This is a genomic window from Azospirillum canadense (assembly GCF_025961225.1).
GTDB classification, from domain to species: Bacteria; Pseudomonadota; Alphaproteobacteria; order Azospirillales; family Azospirillaceae; genus Azospirillum; species Azospirillum canadense.
The window spans coordinates 963,613-985,264 of sequence record NZ_JAOQNG010000010.1; the positions used below are offsets into that span (position 1 = coordinate 963,613).

Here is a 21,652-nt window from a genome sequence, read left to right on the forward strand (position 1 = left end):
CCAAAAGGGAAGCCGGGGGTTTAACGCCCCGGCTTACGCTTTGTAAAGCTGTTTGCTGCGCAGACTTATTGTTTCAAGTCCACGCCGTAGAAGCGATGGATACCAAACGCCTCCACTCTGTAATCGACCACATTCTTGCTCACGGCCATGTGAACGACGGAGTGGGCGACCGGGAACCAGGGCGCCTCTTCCTTGAAGATCACCTGGGCCTGCTCGTACAGCTTGGTGCGGGCGGCGATGTCGGTGGTCCGCTTGGCCTGCACCGTCAGGTCGTCGAACTCCTTGTTGCACCACTTGGCGACGTTGGAGCCGCCAATGCGCGCGGATTCGCAGCCGAGCAGCACGTTCAGGAAGTTGTCCGGATCGCCGTTGTCGCCGGTCCAGCCCATCATGCCCATCAGATGCTCGCCGGCCTGCAGACGCTTGCGGTATTCACCCCATTCGTACTGCACGACCTTGGCCTTGACGCCGACCTTGGCGAGGTCGGCCTGCATCATCTCCGCCATGCGCTTGGCGTTCGGGTTGTAGGGGCGTTGCACCGGCATGGCCCACAGGTCGGTCTCGAAGCCGTCCGGGTAGCCGGCCTCGGCCAGCAGCTTCTTCGCGCGCTCCGGATCGAAGGGGTAGTCCTCGATGTCCTTGTTGTACGACCACATGGTCGGCGGAATCGGGTTCTTCGCCGGGACGCCGGCGCCCTGGTAGACCGCGTCGACGATGGCCTTCTTGTCGATGGCCATGTTCAGGGCGCGACGCACGCGGACGTCGTCGAAGGGCTTCTTGGTGGTGTTGAAGGCCAGGTAGCCGACGTTCAGGCCTTCCTGCTCCATAAGGGTGATGGAGGTGTCCTTCTTCATCGTCTCCAGGTCGGCCGGGTTCGGGTACGGCACGATGTTGCACTCGCCCGCCTTCAGCTTGGCGTAGCGCACCGCGGCGTCCGGCGTGATGGCGAAGACGAGGTTGTCGATCGGCGCCTTGCCGCCCCAGAACTGGTCGAAGGCCTTGTAGCGGATGACCGCGTCCTTCTGGTAGGCGACGAACTGGAACGGGCCGGTGCCGACGGGCACCTGGTCCATCTTGTCGATCTGGTTCTTCTTCTGCAGGAACTCGGCGTATTCGGCCGACTGGATCGGCGCGAAGGGCATCGCCAGGTTGGCGAGGAAGGGCGCCTCGACCTTGTTCAGGACGAACTTGACCGTGTAGTCGTCCACCTTGTCGATCGACTTCAGCAACGTCGGCATGGCCATGTCGTTGAAGTAGTCGTAGGCGCCGCCGGACACCTTGTGGAAGGGATGGTCATTCTTCCACTGGCGGTTGAAGGACCACAGCACGTCGTCGGCGTTGGCGTCGCGGGTCGGCTTGAAGTCGCCGGTGCTGTGCCACTTGGCACCCTTGCGCAGGTGGAAGGTGTAGGTCAGGCCGTCGTCCGAGATCTCCCAGGATTCGGCGAGGCCCGGCACGACCTTGGTGCCGCCGCGCTCGAATTCCACAAGGTTGTTGTAGACCGGCAGCGACACGTCGAAGCTCGTCCCGGTGGTGTTGACCATCGGGTTGAAGTTTTCGGGGCTGCCTTCGGAGCAGTAGACGAGGGTCTTCGCCGCCTGTGCCGGTGCCGCAAGCGCCAGCGCGGCGGCAACGCCGAGCCCGGCTCCCAGCAGAATACGCTTCATTCTTATAAGCCTCCCGCATTCGGACAGTGGGGGCCGCCGGTATACCCGGCCGACCCTGTGGAATCCCGGTTCATTTGGCGCGCGGCCGGATTTTCTGTCAACACGCTACCCAACCCTTGTCCCGTCCTTGCACCACGCCGTAAAGCGCGGGCGATCGGACGGCGGACGACACCGCCGCAGCCGGGACTGCCGTACACCGTATAGTACCAGGAAAGCGCGGGATTCTGGCCTTTCCATGACAAAAGGCACACCTGTTGCGGCGTGCCTTTCTTCACATGATCGTTACTTGCCCGAAAAGGTACGTTTCGGAAAGCAAATCACGTCGACCGAGGCGGCGGCGGGGCCGTCGGCTACAGCCGTCCGGTCATACCACTGCGAATCAGAGCGGCACAGTCTCGAACACCGTCGCATCCAGCATGAAGCTGCCGTCCGGCTCGATGGCGAAGTGGCGGCGCACCTCGTCCGACGCCATGTCCTGGAGGGAGCGGATGGCGCGGGCGTGGACCTCCGGCGTGCGCGTGCGCGCGGTCCAGCTGGCGAACTCCATGCGCAGGCGGCGGGTCGTCAGGCCGGTGACCGCGAAGCCGGCGCGGGCCAGCGCCGCCGTCCATTCCGCGACGCTGAGATTGCGCACGTGCGACGGGTCGCGCAGCAGCTCGACCGCCTGGAAATGCGTGTCCAGCAGAGCCTGGGCGGGTGCGATGACGTCGGCGAAGACGGCCATGCCGTCCGGCGCCAGCACCCGGCGTGCCTCCCGCAGACCAGCCTCGGCGTCCAGCCAGTGGTGGGTGCTGAAGCGGCTCAGCACCACGTCGAAATGCCCGTCGGGAAAGGGCAGCCGCTCCGCCGGGGCTTGTTGGGTCCGGATGTTGGTCAGCCCGCGCTCCGCCGCGGTGCGCGTCACGCTGTCCAGCATCTCCGCGGTCACGTCGACGGCGACCACCTCCGCCACATGGGGTGCTGCCCGGTAGCTGACGTGCCCGCCGCCGCAGCCCAAATCCAGCACGCGCGCCGCCAACCGCCCGCGCAGCAGGCCCTCGATCTGGTCCAGGTCGGCGCCGGCCGCGTGCACGGCGCTGGTGACGTAATCGCCGGCGCGGGGGCCATAATGGTCGGCGACGACACTGTGGTGGGTGTTGGAGCTGGTGTTGCTCATGGGCTGGCGTCCTCTTGGGCGGGTTCGTTGTCGGTGCAGCATCCGCCACCCTTTACCCTGGTACAAGGCGAGCAGTTATCCTGGTATAATTCCTGCTACCATGCTCCCCTCCGTCGAACACCGCCGCCTGCTCGGCGCCTTCCTGCGCACCCACCGCGAGCGGCTGACCCCGGCCGAGGCCGGCGTCCATGGCGGCTCCGCCCGGCGGCGCACGCCCGGCCTGCGGCGGGAGGAGGTGGCCCACCTCTGCGGCCTCAGCCCGACTTGGTACACCTGGCTGGAACAGGGGCGGGACGTCTCCGTCTCCCCCACCGCGCTCGCCCGCATCGCCGAGGGCCTGCACCTGACGGCGGCGGAGCGCGCCTACCTCTTCGAACTGGCCCGCAAGCGCGACCCGAAATCGGACGCGGGCGCCGCGGGCGACCGGCCGCCCGCTCCGCTGCTCGCCGCCCTGGACGCCATCGCCGCTCCGGCCTACCTGCTCGACCGGCTGTGGAACGCCCGCGCCTGGAACGCGGGGGCGGAGCGGCTCTTCACCGGGTGGCTCGGCGGGACGGGACGCAACCAGCTGCGCTACGTCTTCCTGGACCCGTCCGCACGGACCTTCATCTGCGATTGGGAAAACCGCGCCCGCCGCCTGCTGGCGGAGTTCCGCGCCGACACCGCCCGGCGGAGCGACGACGCCGACGTCGCCGCTCTGGTGCAGGAACTGCGCGGCGCCAGCCCCGCCTTCGCCCGCATGTGGGATGACCACGGCGTTCTGGACCGCGAAGGCGGCGTCCGGTCCTTCAGCCATCCGCTGGAGGGATTGCTGGTCTACGAACAAGTGACGTTGAACCCCACGGGGCGCAGCGACTACAAGCTGGTGATGCTCCTGGGGCCGACGGCGGCCGAGGAAGCCCCGTGACCGCCACCCCGGACCCTCCATGCCCAAGGCTTCGCCCAACGCCGCGATCGCGGCCTACAGCTTCTATTTCCTAAGCTCAGCCTTCTTCGCGTCGAACATCGTGTTCGGGCGGGCGGCAGCGCATGTCGTGCCGCCGGCCGGGCTGGCCTTCTGGCGCTGGGTGATCGCCTTCCTGATCATCCTTCCCTTCGCGGCGCGCGGCCTGCTGACCCACCGCCACGCGCTGTTCGCCTCGTGGAAGCGGCTTCTGGTCATGGGCGTCCTTGGGCAGGTGATCTGCGGCGCCGGCCTCTATGTGGCGCTGGAGTACACCAGCGCGACCAACGCCGGGCTGATTTACGCGACCAGCCCGGTGATGATCCTGCTGATCACCGCCCTGTGGCTCGGCGAGGCCGTCACGCTGCGCCAATCCACCGGGATCCTGCTCGCCATGGCCGGGGTGCTCGTCATCCTGACGCGCGGCGATCCGGAGGTGCTGCTGCATCTCTCCTTCAACATCGGCGACCTGATGATGGTCGGCGTGGCGGCGGCCTGGGCGGTCTACACCGTGCTGGCCCGCCAGTCGAAAAGCTCGCTGCCGGTGGTGACCAGTTTTGCCGCCAACGCCTTCGCGGGCATCGTCGCGCTGGCCCCCTTCTGCCTGTGGGAGACGGTGGCCCTGCACCCCGCGCCGATGACCCTGGACACGGTGGCCCGCATCGCCGGGCTGGCGCTGTTCGCGTCGGTCCTGGCCTTCATCACCTACCAGAAGACCATTCTGCTGATGGGCCCGGCGCGGGGCGGCACGTCGCTCTACGTCATGCCGCTGTGGACCGCGCTCGCCGCCTGGGCGCTGCTCGGCGAGGAGTTGCACCTCTTCCACCTCGCCGGGGTGGCGCTGGTCCTGCCCGGCCTGCTGCTGGCGACCCTGCCGCCGCGCAGCGGCAGCAGGGCAGCCCAGCCGGAAAAGTCCGCCCCCATCACCCGATCATCGGCAGCGTGAGCCCCTGCTCGCGGGCGCAGTCCTTGGCGATATCGTAGCCCGCGTCGGCGTGACGCATGACGCCGGTAGCCGGGTCGTTGGTCAGCACCCGCTCCAGCCGCTTGGCCGCGGCCGGGGTGCCGTCGGCGACGATCACCATGCCCGCGTGCTGGCTGTAGCCCATGCCGACGCCGCCTCCGTGGTGCAGCGACACCCAGGTGGCGCCGGACGCGCAGTTCAGCAGCGCGTTCAGCAGCGGCCAGTCGGAGACGGCGTCGGACCCGTCGATCATCCCCTCCGTCTCACGGTTCGGGCTGGCGACGGAGCCGCTGTCCAGATGGTCGCGGCCGATGACGACGGGCGCCTGCAGCTCGCCCTTCGCCACCATTTCGTTGAAAGCGAGGCCCAGCCGAGCGCGGTCGCCCAGGCCCACCCAGCAGATGCGGGCCGGCAGGCCCTGGAAACGGATGCGCTCCCGCGCCATGTCGAGCCAGTTGTGCAGGTGCGGGTTGTCGGGGATCAGCTCCTTCACCTTGGCGTCGGTGCGGTAGATGTCCTCCGGGTCACCGGACAGGGCGGCCCAGCGGAAGGGGCCGATGCCGCGGCAGAACAGCGGCCGGATGTAGGCCGGCACGAAGCCAGGAAAGGCGAAGGCGTCCGCCACCCCCTCGTCCTTGGCCATCTGACGGATGTTGTTGCCATAGTCGAGCGTCGGCACGCCCATGGCGTGGAAGTCCAGCATCGCCCGCACATGGGCGGCCATGGACTGCTTGGCCGCGGCGACCACCGCGCCGGGATCGCTGCGCCGGCGGCTCTCCGCCTCCTCCAGCGTCCAGCCAGCGGGCAGGTAGCCGTTCAGAGGGTCGTGCGCGCTGGTCTGGTCGGTCACCGCGTCCGGCCGGAAGCGCGGGTCGGCCTTGGCGCGGCGCACCAGTTCCGGGAACACCTCCGCCGCGTTGCCGAGCAGACCGACCGACACCGGAGTGCCCTTCGCCTGCGCCTCCCAGATCAGCGCCATGGCCTCGTCGAGCGTGGTGGCGGAGCGGTCCAGGTACTTGGTCTCCAGCCGCCGCTCGATGCTGCGGGCGGAGCATTCCACGGCCAGCATGGAGGCCCCGGCCATGGTCGCGGCCAGCGGCTGCGCCCCGCCCATGCCGCCCAGGCCGCCGGTCAGGATCCAGCGCCCCTTCAGGTCGCCGCCGTAGTGCCGCCGCCCGACCTCCGCGAAGGTCTCGTAGGTGCCCTGCACGATCCCCTGGCTGCCGATGTAGATCCAGGACCCCGCGGTCATCTGGCCGTACATCATCAGCCCCTTGGCATCCAGCTCCCGGAAATGGTCCCAGGTCGCCCAGGCGGGCACGAGGTTGGAGTTGGCGATCAGCACCCGCGGCGCGTCGGCGTGGGTGCGGAAGACGCCCACCGGCTTGCCCGACTGGACCAGCAGAGTCTGGTCCTCCTCCAGCGTCTTCAGCGCGGCGACGATGGCGTCGAAGCAATCCCAATTCCGCGCGGCGCGCCCGATGCCGCCATAGACCACCAGCTCGTCGGGATTCTCCGCCACGTCTGGGTCGAGATTGTTCATCAGCATGCGCAATGGCGCTTCGGTCAGCCAGGACTTCGCGGACAGCTCGGTCCCGTGCGGCGCGCGGATCACGCGGCGGTTTGCAGACGGGGTATCGGACATGATGCTCTTCCCTCGTTGGATTTTATTTTTGGTACGGCGTTCAAACCGGGATGTTTTCATCCCCCAGCATCACCGTAAGACTGGCCCAAGGGGTGTTCCGCGTGTGTGTGCAGGCGCTTGTCGAGCGTGACGAGCCTCTCGCCGTGGCGTTCAGCCAAGGCCAGATAGAGGCAGTCGTAAACCGAATGATTGAGCATCCGGGCGATGGAGAATGCCCGCAACGCCAAAGGCGCAGCCGGTTCCAGGGAAACGACCCGCGGCAGCTGCTCCAATCCGGCTTCCGCTTGCGCATCCTGAACATGCCCGGCGCGCGCCAGTTTCCAGAGCGCGTTGGCAACTTCCGCAACGAAGAAATCGGGGGCAAGCAGCGTCCCCGGGACATTCATCAGCGCCTGCGCGGACGGCGTCCAATCATCAACCGCGTACCAACGGACCGCCACGCTTGCATCGACGATCATCGGTCGCGGTCCTCGCGGATAAGATCGGTCATATCCACGCCGCGAACGGGCGGCGACATGGAGGAGATCTCCCGCATTCGCCGCAACAGGGCTTCGCGTCGGCCGCGCTCCTCCTGTGATCGTGACAACGCATCAGCGATCAAGAACTTTGCCTCTTCCTCGGGCGTGCGTCCGGTGCTGGACGCCAGCGCCCGCAGGCGATCGAGCGTGTCCTCTTCGATGTTCTCCAGAACGATCTTGCCCATCGCACCCTCCTGCCGCGGCCAGTCTACGCGATCCCTATCAGGCCGTCATCCCACCCCGCCCCGCACCAGCCGCCCCTCCTTGACCACCGCCGCGCAGGGGTTGGCGCCCAGCCAGTAGCACAGCTCCGCCGGGTCGGCGATGTCCCACACGGCGAGGTCGGCGGCCTTGCCGGCCTCCAGCGTCCCGTGCGTCGCGCCCATGCCCAGGGCCTTGGCGGCGTTCTGCGTCACCCCGGCCAGCGCCTCCTGCGGGGTCAGGCGGAACAGCGTACAGGCCATGTTGAGCATGAGCAGGAGCGACACCGCCGGCGACGTGCCGGGGTTGCAGTCGGTGGACACCGCCATGGGCACGCCGTGCCGCCGGAACAGGTCGATGGGCGGCAGCTTGGTCTCGCGCAGCATGTAGAAGGCGCCCGGAAGCAGCATCGCCACCGTGCCCGCGGCGGCCATGGCGCCCACCGCCTCCTCCCCCGTGTGCTCCACATGGTCGGCCGACAGCGCGCCGTAGCGCGCGGCCAGCGTTGCACCACCCCCAGTGGAGCCGCCATCCGACAGCTGGTCGGCGTGCAGCTTCACCGGCAGCCCCAGGCGCCGCGCCGTGTCGAAGACACGCGCGGTCTGTTCCGGCGAGAAGGCGATCCGCTCGCAGAAGGCGTCCACCGCATCGACCAGCCCTTCCCCGGCGAGCGTCGGCAGGATGGTGTCGCAAACCAGCCCGACGTAGTCGTCGGGCCGCCCGGCATACTCCGGCGGCAGGGCATGGGCGGCGAGGCACGTCGTCCGCACCGTCACCGGGTACCGCTCCCCCAGCGCCCGCGCGGCGCGCAGCATCGCCCGCTCCGTCGGAAGGTCCAGGCCATAGCCGGACTTGATCTCCACCACCGTGACGCCTTCGGCCAGCAGACGCTCCAGCCGCACCGCGGCGCTCGCGACCAGGGCGTCCTCGTCCGCGGCGCGCGTCGCGGCGACGGTGGACACGATGCCGCCGCCGGCGCGGGCGATCTCTTCGTAGGAGGCCCCTTCCAGCCGCATCTCGAACTCGCGCGCGCGGTTGCCGCCGAAGACCAGATGCGTGTGCGCGTCGATCAGCCCAGGGGTGACCCAGCGCCCGCCCAAGTCGTGCTGCTCCGCAGCCTGTCCCGGCGGCAGCTCCGAACGCGGGCCGATCCAGGCGATCCGGCCGTCCTTCACGGCCACCGCGGCGTCGCGGACGGCGCCCGCCGGACCCACCGTCGTCGCCATTGTCGCCGCATGCCCGTTGAACCACAGGCTGTCCCAGTCCATTGTCCCCTCCCCGGCCATTTGAATGCGGCCATGCGCCACTCTAGCGAAACCCAGAACCGCCCGCACCGTCCCATGACGTCTGACCAAGCCCCCCACCCTGTCCTGCTCTGCGCCGACGACTACGGCCTGTCGCCGGGCGTGAACGAGGCCATTCGTGACCTGATCGCTGCCGGGCGGCTGACCGCCACCTCGGTTATGACGCTGTGCCCCTATTGGGCGGAGGGTGCCGCACCGCTGAAGGCGCTGTCCGACCGGGCCGATATGGGAGCCGACGTGGGGCTGCATTTCACCCTGACCGACCAGCCGCCGCTCGGCCCCATGCCCAAGCTTGCGCCGGAGGGCACGCTGCCGCCGCTCGGCCGCCTGATGCGGCTGGCCTACACCGGCGGCCTCGACGCCGCGGAGATCCGGGACGAGTTGGCCCGGCAGATCACAGCCTTCACGGCCGCCTGGGGCGGGCCGCCAGCCTACATCGACGGCCACCAGCACATCCACCAGTTGCCCACCGTCCGCAACGCCGTGGCCGACGCGCTCGCCACCCTGCCCGGCACTTATGTGCGCCTGTGCGGGGAGCCCCCCGCCGACATCCTGCGCCGGGGCGTCGCCGTGCCCAAGACGCTGCTGATCGGCGGCCTTGGCGGTGGCTTGGCGCGGATCGCCCGCGCGCGCGGGATTCCGGCAAACGACAGCTTCCGCGGTGTCTACGACTTCTCCGGGCGGATTCCCTTCGGGGCGCTGATGGAGCGGTTCCTCGACCGGCCGGGTCGGCGCACGCTGGTCATGGTCCACCCCGGCATCCCGGATGCGGCCTTGCGCCGCGCCGACCCACTGGTGGACCAGCGAAAAGTCGAATACGACTACCTGAAAGGCCCTGAATTCGCGGCCCTCCTGAACGATCATCGCATCCGGCTTGCGCGCTTCGCCGAACTCGCAACTGTTTGACGCAACGCAACAAATGCACGGTGCAGTGCGGTAGCCTTTGACCCGGCGCGGACAATTCTATACCTAAGAATTGTCACAGGCGGCGCCCCGTCGATTGAACTGATCCGGCGGGTGTCACCTCCGCGTGGCGGGGCGGCTGCTGGATTTCACCGACGCATGACTCAGCATCTACCGTACGACCAGCGGTACCCCCTTGCCGCCCTCGGTGCGGTGGAACGAGAAGCCGCGCGGAAGAAGCCCGTTTGGGACCAGCTCGCCCGGACGCTTCTCTTCTGCCTCGCCGTCATCGCTGCGCTGACCTTTCGCGATTACGGCATCAGCACCGACGAAGAGGTGCAGCACATCTACGGCCAAAAGCTGCTGCTCTTCTACGCCAGCGGCTTCCAGGACTGGTCGGCCTTCCAGTTCAAGGACCTGTATCTCTACGGCGGGCTGTTCGACCTCGTGGTCGCCCTGCTCGTCCCCGTCTCGCCTTTCGAAGAGTACGAAACCCGGCACCTGCTGTGCGCCATCGTCGGGGTGATCGGCATCGCCGGGACTTGGCGGCTCGGCCGCTTGCTCGGTGGCGCGCGGGCGGGGTTCCTCGCCGCCGTGATGCTGGCGCTGTCGGGCGCTTATTACGGGGCGATGTTCAACAACACCAAGGACGTGCCCTTTGCCGCGGGCATGGTGTGGACCGTCTATTTCGGCACGCGCATGGCCCTTCAATTCCCAAAGCCGCGCACCGCGGCGGTGCTGAAGTTCGGGCTGGCGCTCGGGCTCGCGCTGGGCATCCGGGTCGCGGCGATCCTCGCCGGGATCTATCTCGCGGCGGCGGCCGGCCTTTACCTCGTCATGGTGATGCGCCGGGCGGGCTGGCGCGCGGCGCTGGCGGACGCCGGCACGATCGCCGTCCGCTCCCTGCCCGCTTTGCCGGTCGCCTATGGACTGATGGCGGTCTTCTGGCCGTGGGGCGTGTTCGAGCCGCTGAATCCCTTCCGGGCGCTGTTCACCTTCTCCAGCTTCCAGCACCTCCAGTTCTCCCTGCAGACGCTGTTCTTCGGGGAGATGGTGCCGGCCGTCAACGCCCCGTGCCTGTACCTGCCGGTCTACCTGCTGATCAAGCTGCCGGAGACGGTGGTGGTCGGCACCGCGCTGGCCGTGCTGTCCGGCTCGCACTGGGCTTGGCGGACGCTGCGCCGTGGCGGCAGCTGGGGTCCGGCGGTGCGCCACGCGGTCACCGCCCTGGCCGCCTTCCTGCCCATCGCCATGGTCATGGCGACCCGGCCGACCGTCTACAACGGCATCCGCCACTTCCTGTTCGTGGCGCCGCCGCTGGTCGTGCTGGCGGCGGTCGCCTTCGACCGCGTCTGGAGCGCCGCCGAAGCCCGCGGCGAGCTGGCTGGGCGGGTTGTCGCCCTGGCGCTGGCGGCGACCGCGACCGTGCAGGCCTGGTCGCTCGGCACGCTGCACCCGAACCAGTATGTCTACTACAACCAGTTCGTCGGCGGCTTGAAGGGCGCCGACGGCCGGTTCGAGCTGGATTACTGGGGCAACTCCCTGCACGAGGCGACCAAGGAGCTGATCGCCTTCGTCGAGCGGGAGAACGACGGGAAGTCGCCGCCGCGCACCTACACCCTGACGGTCTGCGGCAACCCGCTGGCGGTCCGCTACGACCTGCCGCCCTGGCTGAGGCTGGTCAACGGGATCGAGCCGGACTGGCGCCGCGCCGACTTCTTCCTGGCCTTCACGCAGAGCCGCCGCTGCCCGTCGCTGCTCGACGGCCGGCCGATCATCGAAATCGGCGTGGACGGCGTGCCCCTGTCCATCGTCAAGGATCGCCGCCGCGTCGAAGAGTAGCGCGACGCACCGCCCCACATCCGAAGGTTATAGGCCGACTGCGGCGACTTGACGCGTTCGGCGTGCCGTCCGTACGCTCTTCCAAGCATTGTTGCGGCAAGGGACGGCATCTCCGTCAAAAACGGAGCCCAACAACGACCGCTCCCGCGCAACCGACAGGGTCATGCGAAAGGGAGAGGCATGGGATTTCATGATGTGGGGACGCCGAACGGCCGTCCCACCACACCGCCACAGGGTGCGCCGGACTGGGTCGACTTCTGGAATCGTCCGAACGCCATCTACGCCAACCGCCGCAATTTGGAAGCGCATTTCGCCTGTTTGCAGCGCGACCTCGACGCCTACCTGCCGGCCGGTGGGACCGTGCTCGACTTCGGCTGCGGCGACGCCCTGGCGGCGGAGGCCATGGCGGAGCGCTGTGGCACGCTGTACCTGTACGACGCCGCGCCGGCGGTGCGTGACCGCCTCGCCGCCCGCTTCCCGGATCATCCGCGGATCAAGGTGCTGACCGACGCCGACCTCGCGGCTCTGCCCGCGGGCAGCGTCGACCTCGTCCTCGCCGTGTCGGTGCTCCAGTACATTCCCCGGGCGGATGCCGGCGACGTCCTGCGCCGCTGGCGCGGCCTGCTGAGTGGAAAGGGCCGGATCCTGATCGCCGACGTGGTCGACCCGCGCACGCCGATGCTGCGCGACGTCGCAAGCCAGCTCGCCATGGCCCGCCGGAACGGCTTCCTCATGGCGGCGCTGTTCGGGATCGGGCGGCTGGCGCTGTCCGACTACCGCCGCGTCCGGCGCGAGGCCGGATTCTCCGCCTACACGCCGGAGGAGATGGGCGACCTCCTCGCCGAGGCCGGGCTTCACGCAGCGCCACTGCCGCACAACGTCGGGCCGACGCCGCACCGCCGCTCCTTCCTGGCGCGGCCAGCAGCCCAACCAGCCGCTCAGGCCGCGGAGGATCCGGCGCCGAACGTCCAGTAGCGGTTGGCGCCGAAGCTCCAGACCATCACCAGCGCGGTCGCGGTCACCTGCGCCAACAGGTAGTGCAGGCCAACACGCTCGGCCAGAACCCACATGATGGCGCTGTTCAGGCACAGGCCCACCGTCGCGACGGCCAGGAACTTCGCGGCGGTGGGCAGGTGGTCCTGTTCGCTGCGGAAGACGTGCCCGTAGTTCAGCCAATAGCTGATCACGCCGCCGACGATGAAGCCAGCGGCCGACGCCAGGACCGGGGGAGTCGCCAGCAACTCGGCCAGCACGACCAGCACGCCGTAATGGCCCACGGCGGCGGCGCAGCCGACCATGGCGAACAGAACGAACTGGATCAGCGGGTGATGCCGGCCCACAAGAATCCGCCGGTCACGCCCCGCCCCTTATCAATCCCCGTCATCCACCCACTCGCGCTGGCGCAGCTTGTAGCGCTGGATCTTGCCGGTTTCCGTCCGCGGCAGATGGTCCAGGAACTCTACGGCCCGCGGGTACTTGTAGGGGGCGATGCGATCCTTGACGTAGCATTGCAGCACCTCCGCCAGATCGTCACTCGGGCGGACGCCGTCCCGCGGGACGACGAAGGCCTTGGGGATGGTGCCGCGCAACGGGTCCGGGGCGGCGATGACCGCGCACTCCTCCACCGCGTCGTGGCGGAGCAGCACGTCCTCCACCTCCAGGCCGGAGATTTTGTAGCCGGCCGACACGATCAGGTCGTCGGTGCGGGCGTGGTACCAGAAATAGCCGTCCTCATCCATGTGGAAGGCGTCGCCGGTCAGGTTCCAGCCGCGCTGGACATAGCCTTCCTGCCGCGGGTCGTCCAGGTAGATGCAGCCGGTCGGTCCGCGCACGGCGAGGCGCCCGACGTGGCCGGGCGGAAGCGGGGTCAGCGTCTCGTCCACCACGCAGGCCTCGTAGCCCGGCACGACCTTGCCCGTCGCCCCCGGCCGCACGTCGCCGGGCCGGGCGTGGAGCACGGCGTTCAGCAACTCCGTGGTGCCGAAGCTGTCCAGGATCTCGATCCCGGTGAGGGCCTTCCACCCCTCCAGCGTGGTGGCGGGCAGCGGCTCCCCGGCCGAGACGCAGGCGCGCAGGTTCCGCAAGCCTTCGACCGCCGATTGGTCGGCCTCCAACTGGGCGGTCATGGCACGGTAGACGGTCGGAACGGTGAACATCACCGTCGCCTTGTGCCGGAGTGCGGCGTCCAGCAGCCGCTCCGGCGTGCCACGGTCCAGCAGGACCACCGAGGCGCCGGCCCGCAGCGGGAACAGCAGCATCCCGCCCTGCCCATAGGCGAAGGCCAGCGACGGCGTGCCGCAGAACACATCGTCCGGCGTCGTGTGCAAGATCGACTGCGGCGACAGGTCGGCAACGGCCAGCAGGTCGCGGTGGTAGTGGGCGGTCGCCTTCGGCTTGCCGGTCGTGCCCGACGTGAAGGCGATCAGCGCGACGTCGTCGCCGGCGGTGTCGGCCGCGGTGAAGACCGGCTCGGTCCGCGCGATGCGCTCCTCAAGGTCGCCGCCGTTGAAGGTCAGGACCGGTAGGCCGTTCGGGACGGCCTCGTTGGCGTAGGCTGCGCGGGCGTGGACAAGTTCCCCAAGGAAACGGACGTCGCAGAGCGCCAGATTGACTGACGCGCGGTCGAGGATGGCTTCCAGTTCCGGCGCCCGCAGCAGGGGCATCGTCGGAACCACCACGCCGCCGGCCTTCAGCACGGCGAGCCAGCAGGCCGCAAGCATCGGCGTGTTGGTGCCCCGCACCAGCACCCGGTTGCCGGGGACGAGGCCGAAGTCCTCCACCATCACCCGCGCGATGCGGTCGACCGTGTCGCGGAAATGGCCGTAGCTCCACACCGTGTCGGTGCCGATCACGCAGGGGCGCGCATCCCAGCCCCGCTCCCGCCAGACGTCCAGCAAGGCCACCGCCGCGTTCAGCCGGTCGGGATAGGTGAGTTCCGGTCTGTTGAAATCGAATTCGGGAAGTTGCTCCCGTGAGGGCAGGCGGTCGCGGGTGAAGGTGTCGATGTGACCGGACCTGACCATGCCCTATTTCCCTCCCCCGCACGCCGCAAACAGCGATCCCGGGAGCCCCGCCGGCGCCTGCACCCGGCGACGAAGCCAATTGATTTCATGGGCGGTACCGTGTCCCGGCCCAACGATCCACACGTCCCCGATCGGCCCGGACGCACGCCCGGCGCCCGCGGTGGCGGAACCCTTCATGGTCTGTCTCCACTCCCGGTGGGAGGCATCCGCAGACACGGTGCCCCCTCTTCGTATGAAAACTTACTGTAGTGCGGGACTCGGCCTTTGAGCCATGCAAGGAATGAATGGTGGATGCACAAGCAATAAGCATTTGCGCGAGGCATGGGCGAGTACCGACCCACAAGCGCAACGTTCGAACGCATCACCCCGCGCTGAGGTACAGGTCGATCTCGCCCTGCTCCATGACATGGGCGGTTCCGTGGATGATTCCGTTGGCGATCTGGATGATCCGGTGAATCATCGCCACCGAGGTCCGGCAATCGGCCCGCAGCTTGTCCTCCGCCCCCTCGTCGATGTCGGCGCTGATGCGGGACAGGGTGTGGCCGATGACCTGATGGGCCTGGGCGATCGTGTCCTCGAAGGGCCGCTTGAACTTGGCCGGAACATGGCCGTAGGCCTCGATGGCAAGCTCCTTGTCGGAAAAGCCGCTGTCGCGAAAATGCTCCTGATAGCTCTTCGGCTGCCAGATCCGGCACTCCTCCAGCATGTCGGGCATGTCCGGGACCATCTCGATCAGCATCACGATTTCGTTGAAGTGATTGAGGTAATCCGTCGCCAGAAGGGTCTTGTCCGAAATGTTGGTGCCATTGACGCGCTCGCGCCACGCCTGAAAATCGGCCAATTCGTCCGGCTGAATGCCGTCGAAGACGGACGGGGCGGGATCTGGGTCTGCCATACGCGGTTCCAGGGCGGTGCGGGGGTGTGGACGGCGACGGCTCTCACACCGCCGACGCGCGACACCCGGAAGCAGTCAGTAATACCCCTGAAATCGGTGCGCAAGTCCGCGAACGCAATTCGCCCCTCGCTTGTGATAAAAAAATACCGCCGCTGCGATCCCGGATCGGGTGCAGCCGGCGGCATCAGGGACTGGCGGTTCAGGGAGGAATCACACCATTGCCCCGATGAACACCTCGATTTCCCGTTTGGTTCCCGGCCCCATCGCATTCACGTCATGCAGGAACCGAAGGGACGCCGGAAAAAAAATCGCGCCGCCACCGGGACCGGTGACAGCGCGGACAGTCTTGGGAACACTCGCCATAAACCCCATCGCGATCTCTCGGCGGGGGAGATTCCAGAGAATGGACCGAGTCTTTCCCAAGCGTTAAGGACAACAGAGGTCACAGCGCCGACGCGATCGGATGGAGAATCGCCCCTCCCCAATCAGCGACAAGACGTACCTCGATGCAGCTATCACCAATATCCCTTTAGAACTCACTCCTGATATAGCGCAGTTCGCGCCATATGTACGTAACGTCGTGAAGGCCCGAGTCCCAGCACGAACACATCCTGAAGAATCGCGGCGGTGTCCACCGAACCGCTCTGCCAAGAAGGTACGGGGAGAGTCATGGATCAAAACACCCGCCACCTCATGGAGCATTTGCCCTACCTGCGCCGCTACGCTCGTGCCCTGACCGGCACCTCGGTGCAGGGCGATGCCCTGGTGACGCGCACCCTGGAATGGTTTCTGGAGAGTCCGACGGGCGGGGCCGCCATGGACCTGTCGCGCGGGTCGCTGTACCGCCACCTCAACCAACTGCAGGACAGCGCCGGGCCGAAGGAACGCGCACCCGCCACGCCGCACCCGGTGGAAGCCGCGCTGCACAGCCTGGACGAGATGGACCGCCGGCTCTACCTGCTGGTCAACCTGGAGGACCTGCCGGTCGCCGACGCCGCGTCGGTGCTGGGCATTCCGCCGGAAGAGGCGGTTGAACGCCTCAACCACGCGCGGGAGAGCGTGCGCGCCAGTCTGGCCGCCGTGATCCTGATCGTCGAGGACGACGCGATCATTGCCTTTGATCTGGCGGAGACGGTGCGCGGCATGGGCCACACGGTGTGCGGCAACGCCGCCACCATGGACGAGGCGCTGACGCTGGCCGCGAAGCACACGCCGACACTCGCCCTGATGGACATCCGACTGGCCGAAGGCGACAACGGCATCGAGGTGGCGCGGGAACTGCGCCGGCAGCGTTTCCTGCCGGTGATCTTCGTGACCGCCTTCCCGAACGAGCTGTCCAAGCGCGGGCTGGAGCATCTGGGCCCGGTCATCCCCAAGCCCTTCAACCGCGAGCAGATCGAGCAGGCGATCACCCGCGCCGTCTTCACCCCCCACCCGGAGGAGGTGGCCATCGCCGGCAAGCCGCACTGATCGCGGTCGAACCGGCCTCTCCCCCCGACCTTACGTGACGACGCCTACTTGAATACGACGGTCTTGCTGCCGTTCAGCAGGACGCGATGCTCGACGTGGTACCGCACGGCCCGGGCCAGCACGACGTTCTCGATGTCCCGCCCGATGGCCACCAGGTCGTCGGGCGTCATCGTGTGGTCCACGCGCTCCGCCTCCTGCTCGATGATCGGCCCCTCGTCGAGGTTCGACGTCACGTAGTGGGCCGTGGCGCCGATCAGCTTGACGCCGCGGGTGAAGGCCTGGTGATAGGGCTTGGCGCCCTTGAAGCTCGGCAGGAAGGAATGGTGGATGTTGATCACCCGCCCCGCCATGCGCTCGCACAGCGCCGGCGACAGCACCTGCATGTAGCGGGCGAGCACCACCAGGTCGATCTTCTCTTCCTCCGCGATCTCCAGCAGCTTGGCCTCCTGCTGGGCCTTGCTCTCGCCGGTCACCGGAAGATAGTGGAACGGGATGTTGTGCCAGGCCGCGAGTTGGTAGAAATCGCGGTGGTTGGACACGATCGCCGGAATCTCGATCGGCAGGTAGCCGTTGTGGTACCGGTAGAGCAGGTCGTTCAGGCAATGGCCGAACTTCGACACCATGATCATCACGCGCTGGCGCCGACGGGCGTCGTGCAGCTTCCACGTCATGGAGAAGCGCTGCGCCACCTGTTCGGCGAAGGCGGCCTCGACCTCGGCCTGCGACGGCCCGCTGGGCGTCGCCGCGAAATGGATGCGCAGGAAGAACAGCCCCGACGTGCGGTCGCCAAACTGGGCGCTGTCGATGATGTTGCACGACCGTTCCGCGAGGAAGCCGGCCACCGCGAAGACGATGCCCACCGTGTCGGGGCAGGAGATCGTCAGGATGTATTCGGAACCGGGTTCGGACATGCGCGCCTGCCGTTGAAGAAATCCGCGGGCCGGGCCATGGGCCGGACCACCTCCTGGACGACTCCGTAGCATGAACCTCCCGGGGATGCACCCCACAACAATGGGCGCACCCGTTGCCTGCGGCGCGGGTCGCAGCTTTTGGTAAAGGATTCCATGGCACACTGGCCGTCTCGACCGCGGGAGGTGGCCATGGGCATGGGCGGCAAGATCATCGGCGAATACGCCAAAGGCAAGGTGGACAAGCTCCTGACGCCGGAGGCCGCGGAGAACACCTCGCGCCACCGCATCATGCATTTCCTGGAAACCATGGAAGCCGCCGTGCTGGAGGCGAACTGCGAGGTCATCGGCCGGGAAATTCCGCACCTGAACCAGGAATCTTTTCTACGGATGGCCGTCCGCGTGGCCGAGCTGCGGGCCGACTACATCCGCGCCGGCATGAAGGTCGCGGAGGCGCGCCACCCCAACACCGCCGCCATCGACGATCTGGCGCGCGTCCGCCGGGCCTATGAGGAGGTGCTGGCCGTCTTCGAAGCGGCTGAGCGGGTCATCGAACGCGGCTACGTGAAGTTGTCCTGATTCTCACCCAGTCTTCGCTGCAGCGCAAAATGCGGCAAAGCAAAACCCCTTCCCCGCCAAAGCGAAGAAGGGGCCCAGGAGTGTCGGTTGTCTGGTTCGGCGCCACATCGATTGGGCCGATTCATCAGACGCGTCAGCTTTCCGCGGTCGGTCATACGTCGCGGAAGTGCTCCAGTTCCCGGCTCAGATTCGTCGCCTGCTGCTTGAGAGCAACAAGCCGTCCCACGTCGGGGGACGGGCGCTGCTCTTCCTTTTCAAGCTCGCCTTCGACCTCGCGCTGCTCCTGCCGGATGATGTTGAACAAGGCTTTTCTCAACATCGCCACCTCCCGAGCTTATTGCTAAAATTTTAGCGCTTTCGGAGACTATCTTCAAGCAATGGGTTCGAAGAGTCGAATCCTCATCCGGCGATGTACCAGCGTATGAATATGTTCCGGGGACATTTGGCGGGGTTACCACCACCGACCTTGACAACACTTTGTCGCAACATCATTGGTTAACGCGGGCTTGACGCTGGCGCCCGCCCTTCGCCGCCGCCCCGTCCGCGTCGGCGGTTTTGGCCGCCTCGACGACGATGGGACGCCGGATCCAGGCGGCCGGCCGGGATGGGTGTTGGGGCGCATGGACCGCAGACGTTTTCTTCAGCTTTCCTTGACCGTACCGCTCGCCGGCGCCGCCGGACTGGTACCCTCCCCGTTGCTGGCCACGGGCGCTAAGGCCACGGCCCGCCCGGCGCCGCGGACGCGCATGATCGTGCTCGACCCCGGCCACGGCGGCGTCGATCCCGGCGCCATCGGGACCCGCGGCACCCAGGAGAAGGAGGTCACGCTGGACATTGCGCGCGAGGTCGCGCGGCTGCTGTCCGGCCAGCACAGGTTGGGCGCGACGCTCACCCGATCCGACGACCGGTTCCTGGAATTGCAGGAGCGCGTCGACCTCGCGCGCGAAGCACGGGCCGACCTGTTCGTCTCCATCCACGCCGACAGCGCCCCGAACCGGGAGGCGCGCGGCCTGTCCGCCTATACCCTGTCGGAGAAGGGCTCCGACGCCTTCGCCGCCTCGCTGGCCCAGCGCGAGAACGCTGTCGACCGGCTGGGCGGGGTCGATTTCAAGGCGCAGAAGCGGGTGGTCAAGGACATCCTGCTCGACCTGACCGCGCGGCACACGAAGCACGCGTCGCTGGTGGCCCGCCAGTCCATCGTGAAGGGGGCCGGAAAGGAACTGCGCCTGCTCGACAACCCGATGCGCGCCGCGAACTTCGCCGTGCTGAAGGCACCTGAGATTCCTTCCGTCCTCATTGAGACCGGATTCCTATCGAACAAGCTCGACGAGGCGATCCTGCGCGACTCCAAGGCGCGGCGTACCGTCGCACGCGTTCTGGCGCGCGAAATCGCCTCTCTCGTCACGCGCACACCCTTCGCCTGAAGCGCCCCGCCTTCGCGCCTGCGGCGAGTGCAACATTCGTGCATCACCTTGGAACAAAAAGACGATGACGCACACCACTCCCAAGATTCCCCATTGTCAACGCGCCTGCGGCATGACTTTTTCCGGCCGCCCGCCATCGCTGCGGGCCGGGGATCGGAGGCAGAGCGTGTCGGGGTTTGGCCGCCTTTGGGCGCTGGTTGGAATGGCCGCCGGAATGGCCGCCGTGGCGGGTCTCGCCTCCGGTTGCGCGCCCTTGCTGCTGGGCGCCGCCGGGGGGACGGCGGCCGTCGCGTCGACGGAGCACCGCGGACTGTCCGGCTTCGCGTCGGACACCGAAATCCAGGCCGAGATCAACCACCTGTGGTTTCAGAACTCGCTCGAACTGATGCGCCGCGTCGACATGACCGTATCCGACGGCCGCGTCCTGCTAACCGGCCGGGCCGCCGACGCGCAGATGCGCCTGGACGCCGTCCGGCTCGCTTGGCAGGCCAAGGGCGTGCAGGAAGTGATCAACGAGATCCAGGTGGACAACGACTCCGGGCTGATGGACAGCGCGCGCGACACCTGGATTTCGACCCAGCTGCGGACGAAGCTCACCTTCGATTCGCGTATCCATAGCCAGAATTACAGCATCGATACCGTCAACGGCGTTGTCTATCTGATGGGTCTGGCCGACAGCCAGGACGAGTTGAACCGCGCCGTCGACCACGCCCGTGCGCTTCCCAACGTCCAGCGCGTCGTCAACTACGTCCGCGTCCTCTAGCGCTCCAAGGTCACCGCACCGCCATGGCCCTCCTGCCTGCCCGCCCATCAAGCTGGGTCCGCCGCACCGCCGCCGCCTTCGCCACGACTCTGTTCCTGGCCGTGGCGGCGCTTTCCGTGGTGGCGGGAGGAGCCCGCCCGGCGGCGGCCCAACAGCCGCCGCTGCAGGAGCAGGGACCGGCGAACCGCCTGTTCGTCCAGGCCATGCAGATGATCCGGCAGGCCGACAACACCTACGACATCGCCGAGGAAAGCCGCCTGCTGAAGGAGGCCGACAAGCTCCTCAACGAGATCGTGGTGAAGTACCCGGACAGCGCGCTGGCGGTGCAGTTGGTCACCAACCAGTTCGTCGGCGACTTCGACTTCTACGAGTTCCGCGGCCGCATCCGCGCGCTGGTCTGCAACGAGCCGATGACCTCGCTCTGCTTCCTGCACCGGATCGGGGAGATGCTGCCGCCGGTGGAGACGCCGATCAGCGCGGCCCGCTGGGACTGGCTGTCGCTCGCCGTCGCCTACAACACCATCGGCGACAACGCCCGCGCCCGGGAAATCATCGCCCCCTTCGTCAGCGCGGTGCGCCGCGGGGCCGCCGCCGACGGCAACGGGCAGGACCTGTTCGTGGCCCGCGCCCTGGCGCTGATGGGTCAGACCCAGCTTGCGCTCGACATCACCCGGCAGATTCCGGAATGCTCGACGCGCATCTACAACCTCGCGGACATCGCCAAGGCCGCGGCGTGGCGTGGCGACGCAAACCTGACGGTCCAGCTGGCCGACGAGGCCAAGGCCTACGCCACCGCCCGCGGCTGCTCCTGGGAGTTGGGGCTGGTCGCCCAGGCGCTGCTGCGCGCCGGCAAGGAGGCCGCGGCCCGCACCCTGTTCCTGAACACGGTGGAGACCCAGTTCTCCAAGTTCCGCGAGACTAAGGGCGACTGCTGCCCTCCGGAGCTGGCCGTGGCGGCGGCGGAGCTGGGCGACACCAACCTGGCGCTCGGCCTGCTGCGCACCGTGCAGGACGAGAATCCCTGGACTATCCCGGCGGTGCTCGGTCGACTTGCGCGGCGCACCGACGCCTCTGTCGCGCTGGCCTACGCCGAACAGGTGCAGGACGTCGACATCCGTGGCGAGTCCTTCGCGGAACTGGTCGAGGCGGCGGTGAAGCGCGGCGACCTGACCAGCGCCAACGAGTTGATGAAGCGCCTGAACAAGCTGGTGGACGACGCCGCCGGCAAGCGCCCAGGCCTGCTCGCCCAGAAGGCCAAGGCCGAGAAGGCGTTGTACCCGGACGACCGCTGGCGCAAGAGCTTCCAGGCCTCCATCAACGCGTCGGAGCGCGCCAGCAACTTCGTCCGCCGCGACATCGGTGCGCCCCTTCTGGCCGCCCTGGTGCGGATCGAAACCGGCCTGCCGATGTTGGACTGAGGCTTTGCCCCGTAGGTTGGGTGAAGCGC

The 21,652-nt window shown here is 67.8% G+C and carries 21 protein-coding genes; 10 read left to right on the top strand and 11 right to left on the bottom strand.

The features are described 5' to 3' along the window. Positions 1-65: 65 nt before the first annotated feature. A complete protein-coding gene (locus tag M2351_RS40210; protein ID WP_264661567.1) occupies positions 66-1,667 on the bottom strand; it encodes an ABC transporter substrate-binding protein in 1,602 nt (533 codons plus the stop codon). A gap of 379 nt (positions 1,668-2,046) precedes the next feature. Then, positions 2,047-2,823, bottom strand: coding sequence for a class I SAM-dependent methyltransferase (locus M2351_RS40215; RefSeq protein WP_264661568.1), 777 nt, complete (start codon positions 2,821-2,823; stop codon positions 2,047-2,049). Positions 2,824-2,923: 100 nt separating this feature from the next. On the opposite strand from M2351_RS40215, the gene M2351_RS40220 reads away from it, so the two are divergent. Then, positions 2,924-3,730 carry a helix-turn-helix transcriptional regulator gene (locus M2351_RS40220; protein ID WP_264661569.1) on the top strand — a complete coding sequence of 269 codons (807 nt, stop codon included), beginning with the start codon at positions 2,924-2,926 and terminating at the stop codon, positions 3,728-3,730. A 19-nt stretch (positions 3,731-3,749) separates the two neighbouring features. Next, the gene (locus tag M2351_RS40225; RefSeq protein WP_264661570.1) at positions 3,750-4,712 is read left to right on the top strand and encodes a DMT family transporter; all 963 of its coding nucleotides are present in this window, start codon (positions 3,750-3,752) and stop codon (positions 4,710-4,712) included. On the opposite strand, the gene hutU is transcribed toward M2351_RS40225, so the two are convergent. The 4 genes from hutU to hutI are packed head-to-tail and all read right to left on the bottom strand — an operon-like array spanning position 4,690 to position 8,362. After that, on the bottom strand, positions 4,690-6,375 hold the full coding sequence (gene hutU, locus M2351_RS40230) for a urocanate hydratase (RefSeq protein WP_264661571.1): 1,686 nt from the start codon (positions 6,373-6,375) through the stop codon (positions 4,690-4,692). The genes M2351_RS40225 and hutU overlap by 23 nt on opposite strands. A 56-nt stretch (positions 6,376-6,431) precedes the next feature. Then, positions 6,432-6,833: a type II toxin-antitoxin system VapC family toxin gene (locus tag M2351_RS40235; RefSeq protein ID WP_264661572.1), complete on the bottom strand. Its 402-nt coding sequence runs from the start codon at positions 6,831-6,833 to the stop codon at positions 6,432-6,434. After that, positions 6,830-7,078 (bottom strand): hypothetical protein, encoded by a 249-nt coding sequence (locus tag M2351_RS40240; RefSeq protein ID WP_264661573.1) that lies wholly within the window; start codon positions 7,076-7,078, stop codon positions 6,830-6,832. The genes M2351_RS40235 and M2351_RS40240 overlap by 4 nt, the downstream gene beginning before the upstream one ends. A gap of 45 nt (positions 7,079-7,123) precedes the next feature. Then, positions 7,124-8,362, bottom strand: a complete 1,239-nt coding sequence (gene hutI / locus M2351_RS40245; RefSeq protein ID WP_264661574.1) for an imidazolonepropionase — start codon at positions 8,360-8,362, stop codon at positions 7,124-7,126. Between the two features lie 72 nt (positions 8,363-8,434). Between hutI and M2351_RS40250 the strand changes: the two genes are divergently transcribed. The 3 genes from M2351_RS40250 (at position 8,435) to M2351_RS40260 (ending at position 12,118) form a co-directional block, all read left to right on the top strand. Further along, positions 8,435-9,304 carry a ChbG/HpnK family deacetylase gene (locus tag M2351_RS40250; RefSeq protein WP_264661575.1) on the top strand — a complete coding sequence of 290 codons (870 nt, stop codon included), beginning with the start codon at positions 8,435-8,437 and terminating at the stop codon, positions 9,302-9,304. 156 nt (positions 9,305-9,460) lie between these two features. After that, the gene (locus tag M2351_RS40255; RefSeq protein WP_264661576.1) at positions 9,461-11,143 is read left to right on the top strand and encodes a glycosyltransferase family 39 protein; all 1,683 of its coding nucleotides are present in this window, start codon (positions 9,461-9,463) and stop codon (positions 11,141-11,143) included. Between the two features lie 180 nt (positions 11,144-11,323). Further along, entirely contained in the window at positions 11,324-12,118 is a 795-nt protein-coding gene (locus M2351_RS40260; RefSeq protein ID WP_264661577.1) for a class I SAM-dependent methyltransferase, read from the top strand. Here M2351_RS40260 and M2351_RS40265 read toward each other — a convergent pair. From M2351_RS40265 to M2351_RS40275, 3 genes are all read right to left on the bottom strand, one after another. Then, a complete protein-coding gene (locus tag M2351_RS40265; RefSeq protein WP_264661578.1) occupies positions 12,082-12,483 on the bottom strand; it encodes a GtrA family protein in 402 nt (133 codons plus the stop codon). The two genes, M2351_RS40260 and M2351_RS40265, sit on opposite strands and share 37 nt — an antisense overlap. Positions 12,484-12,513: 30 nt before the next feature. Continuing rightward, complete coding sequence (locus tag M2351_RS40270; RefSeq protein WP_264661579.1) at positions 12,514-14,166, bottom strand: AMP-binding protein; 1,653 nt, start codon at positions 14,164-14,166, stop codon at positions 12,514-12,516. Positions 14,167-14,527: 361 nt separating this feature from the next. Then, complete coding sequence (locus tag M2351_RS40275) at positions 14,528-15,061, bottom strand: hypothetical protein (protein ID WP_264661580.1); 534 nt, start codon at positions 15,059-15,061, stop codon at positions 14,528-14,530. Between the two features lie 669 nt (positions 15,062-15,730). On the opposite strand from M2351_RS40275, the gene M2351_RS40280 reads away from it, so the two are divergent. Continuing rightward, on the top strand, positions 15,731-16,531 hold the full coding sequence (locus M2351_RS40280) for a response regulator (RefSeq protein ID WP_264661581.1): 801 nt from the start codon (positions 15,731-15,733) through the stop codon (positions 16,529-16,531). Between the two features lie 44 nt (positions 16,532-16,575). On the opposite strand, the gene purU is transcribed toward M2351_RS40280, so the two are convergent. After that, a complete protein-coding gene (purU, locus tag M2351_RS40285; protein WP_264661582.1) occupies positions 16,576-17,442 on the bottom strand; it encodes a formyltetrahydrofolate deformylase in 867 nt (288 codons plus the stop codon). Between the two features lie 153 nt (positions 17,443-17,595). On the opposite strand from purU, the gene M2351_RS40290 reads away from it, so the two are divergent. Continuing rightward, positions 17,596-18,018: a hypothetical protein gene (locus tag M2351_RS40290; protein ID WP_264661583.1), complete on the top strand. Its 423-nt coding sequence runs from the start codon at positions 17,596-17,598 to the stop codon at positions 18,016-18,018. Positions 18,019-18,169: 151 nt separating this feature from the next. Here the strand turns inward: M2351_RS40290 and M2351_RS40295 are convergent, their stop codons facing one another. Beyond that, positions 18,170-18,322 (bottom strand): hypothetical protein, encoded by a 153-nt coding sequence (locus M2351_RS40295; RefSeq protein ID WP_264661584.1) that lies wholly within the window; start codon positions 18,320-18,322, stop codon positions 18,170-18,172. A gap of 316 nt (positions 18,323-18,638) precedes the next feature. On the opposite strand from M2351_RS40295, the gene M2351_RS40300 reads away from it, so the two are divergent. The 3 genes from M2351_RS40300 to M2351_RS40310 all read left to right on the top strand — a co-directional run bounded on the left by M2351_RS40300 (position 18,639) and on the right by M2351_RS40310 (position 21,623). Further along, complete coding sequence (locus M2351_RS40300; RefSeq protein ID WP_264661585.1) at positions 18,639-19,442, top strand: N-acetylmuramoyl-L-alanine amidase family protein; 804 nt, start codon at positions 18,639-18,641, stop codon at positions 19,440-19,442. A 166-nt stretch (positions 19,443-19,608) separates the two neighbouring features. Further along, positions 19,609-20,205, top strand: coding sequence for a BON domain-containing protein (locus M2351_RS40305; RefSeq protein ID WP_264661586.1), 597 nt, complete (start codon positions 19,609-19,611; stop codon positions 20,203-20,205). Between the two features lie 23 nt (positions 20,206-20,228). Continuing rightward, positions 20,229-21,623: a hypothetical protein gene (locus M2351_RS40310; protein WP_264661587.1), complete on the top strand. Its 1,395-nt coding sequence runs from the start codon at positions 20,229-20,231 to the stop codon at positions 21,621-21,623. Positions 21,624-21,652: the final 29 nt, after the last annotated feature.

What these genes read in the sequence shown, in the direction of transcription:
- M2351_RS40210 (WP_264661567.1), bottom strand. Translation starts at nt 1,667, where the DNA reads ATGAAGCGTATTCTGCTGGGAGCCGGGCTCGGCGTTGCCGCCGCGCTG.
- M2351_RS40215 (WP_264661568.1), bottom strand. Translation starts at nt 2,823, where the DNA reads ATGAGCAACACCAGCTCCAACACCCACCACAGTGTCGTCGCCGACCAT.
- M2351_RS40220 (WP_264661569.1), top strand. Translation starts at nt 2,924, where the DNA reads ATGCTCCCCTCCGTCGAACACCGCCGCCTGCTCGGCGCCTTCCTGCGC.
- M2351_RS40225 (WP_264661570.1), top strand. Translation starts at nt 3,750, where the DNA reads ATGCCCAAGGCTTCGCCCAACGCCGCGATCGCGGCCTACAGCTTCTAT.
- hutU (WP_264661571.1), bottom strand. Translation starts at nt 6,375, where the DNA reads ATGTCCGATACCCCGTCTGCAAACCGCCGCGTGATCCGCGCGCCGCAC.
- M2351_RS40235 (WP_264661572.1), bottom strand. Translation starts at nt 6,833, where the DNA reads ATGATCGTCGATGCAAGCGTGGCGGTCCGTTGGTACGCGGTTGATGAT.
- M2351_RS40240 (WP_264661573.1), bottom strand. Translation starts at nt 7,078, where the DNA reads ATGGGCAAGATCGTTCTGGAGAACATCGAAGAGGACACGCTCGATCGC.
- hutI (WP_264661574.1), bottom strand. Translation starts at nt 8,362, where the DNA reads ATGGACTGGGACAGCCTGTGGTTCAACGGGCATGCGGCGACAATGGCG.
- M2351_RS40250 (WP_264661575.1), top strand. Translation starts at nt 8,435, where the DNA reads ATGACGTCTGACCAAGCCCCCCACCCTGTCCTGCTCTGCGCCGACGAC.
- M2351_RS40255 (WP_264661576.1), top strand. Translation starts at nt 9,461, where the DNA reads ATGACTCAGCATCTACCGTACGACCAGCGGTACCCCCTTGCCGCCCTC.
- M2351_RS40260 (WP_264661577.1), top strand. Translation starts at nt 11,324, where the DNA reads ATGGGATTTCATGATGTGGGGACGCCGAACGGCCGTCCCACCACACCG.
- M2351_RS40270 (WP_264661579.1), bottom strand. Translation starts at nt 14,166, where the DNA reads ATGGTCAGGTCCGGTCACATCGACACCTTCACCCGCGACCGCCTGCCC.
- M2351_RS40275 (WP_264661580.1), bottom strand. Translation starts at nt 15,061, where the DNA reads ATGGCAGACCCAGATCCCGCCCCGTCCGTCTTCGACGGCATTCAGCCG.
- M2351_RS40280 (WP_264661581.1), top strand. Translation starts at nt 15,731, where the DNA reads ATGGATCAAAACACCCGCCACCTCATGGAGCATTTGCCCTACCTGCGC.
- purU (WP_264661582.1), bottom strand. Translation starts at nt 17,442, where the DNA reads ATGTCCGAACCCGGTTCCGAATACATCCTGACGATCTCCTGCCCCGAC.
- M2351_RS40290 (WP_264661583.1), top strand. Translation starts at nt 17,596, where the DNA reads ATGGCACACTGGCCGTCTCGACCGCGGGAGGTGGCCATGGGCATGGGC.
- M2351_RS40300 (WP_264661585.1), top strand. Translation starts at nt 18,639, where the DNA reads ATGGACCGCAGACGTTTTCTTCAGCTTTCCTTGACCGTACCGCTCGCC.
- M2351_RS40310 (WP_264661587.1), top strand. Translation starts at nt 20,229, where the DNA reads ATGGCCCTCCTGCCTGCCCGCCCATCAAGCTGGGTCCGCCGCACCGCC.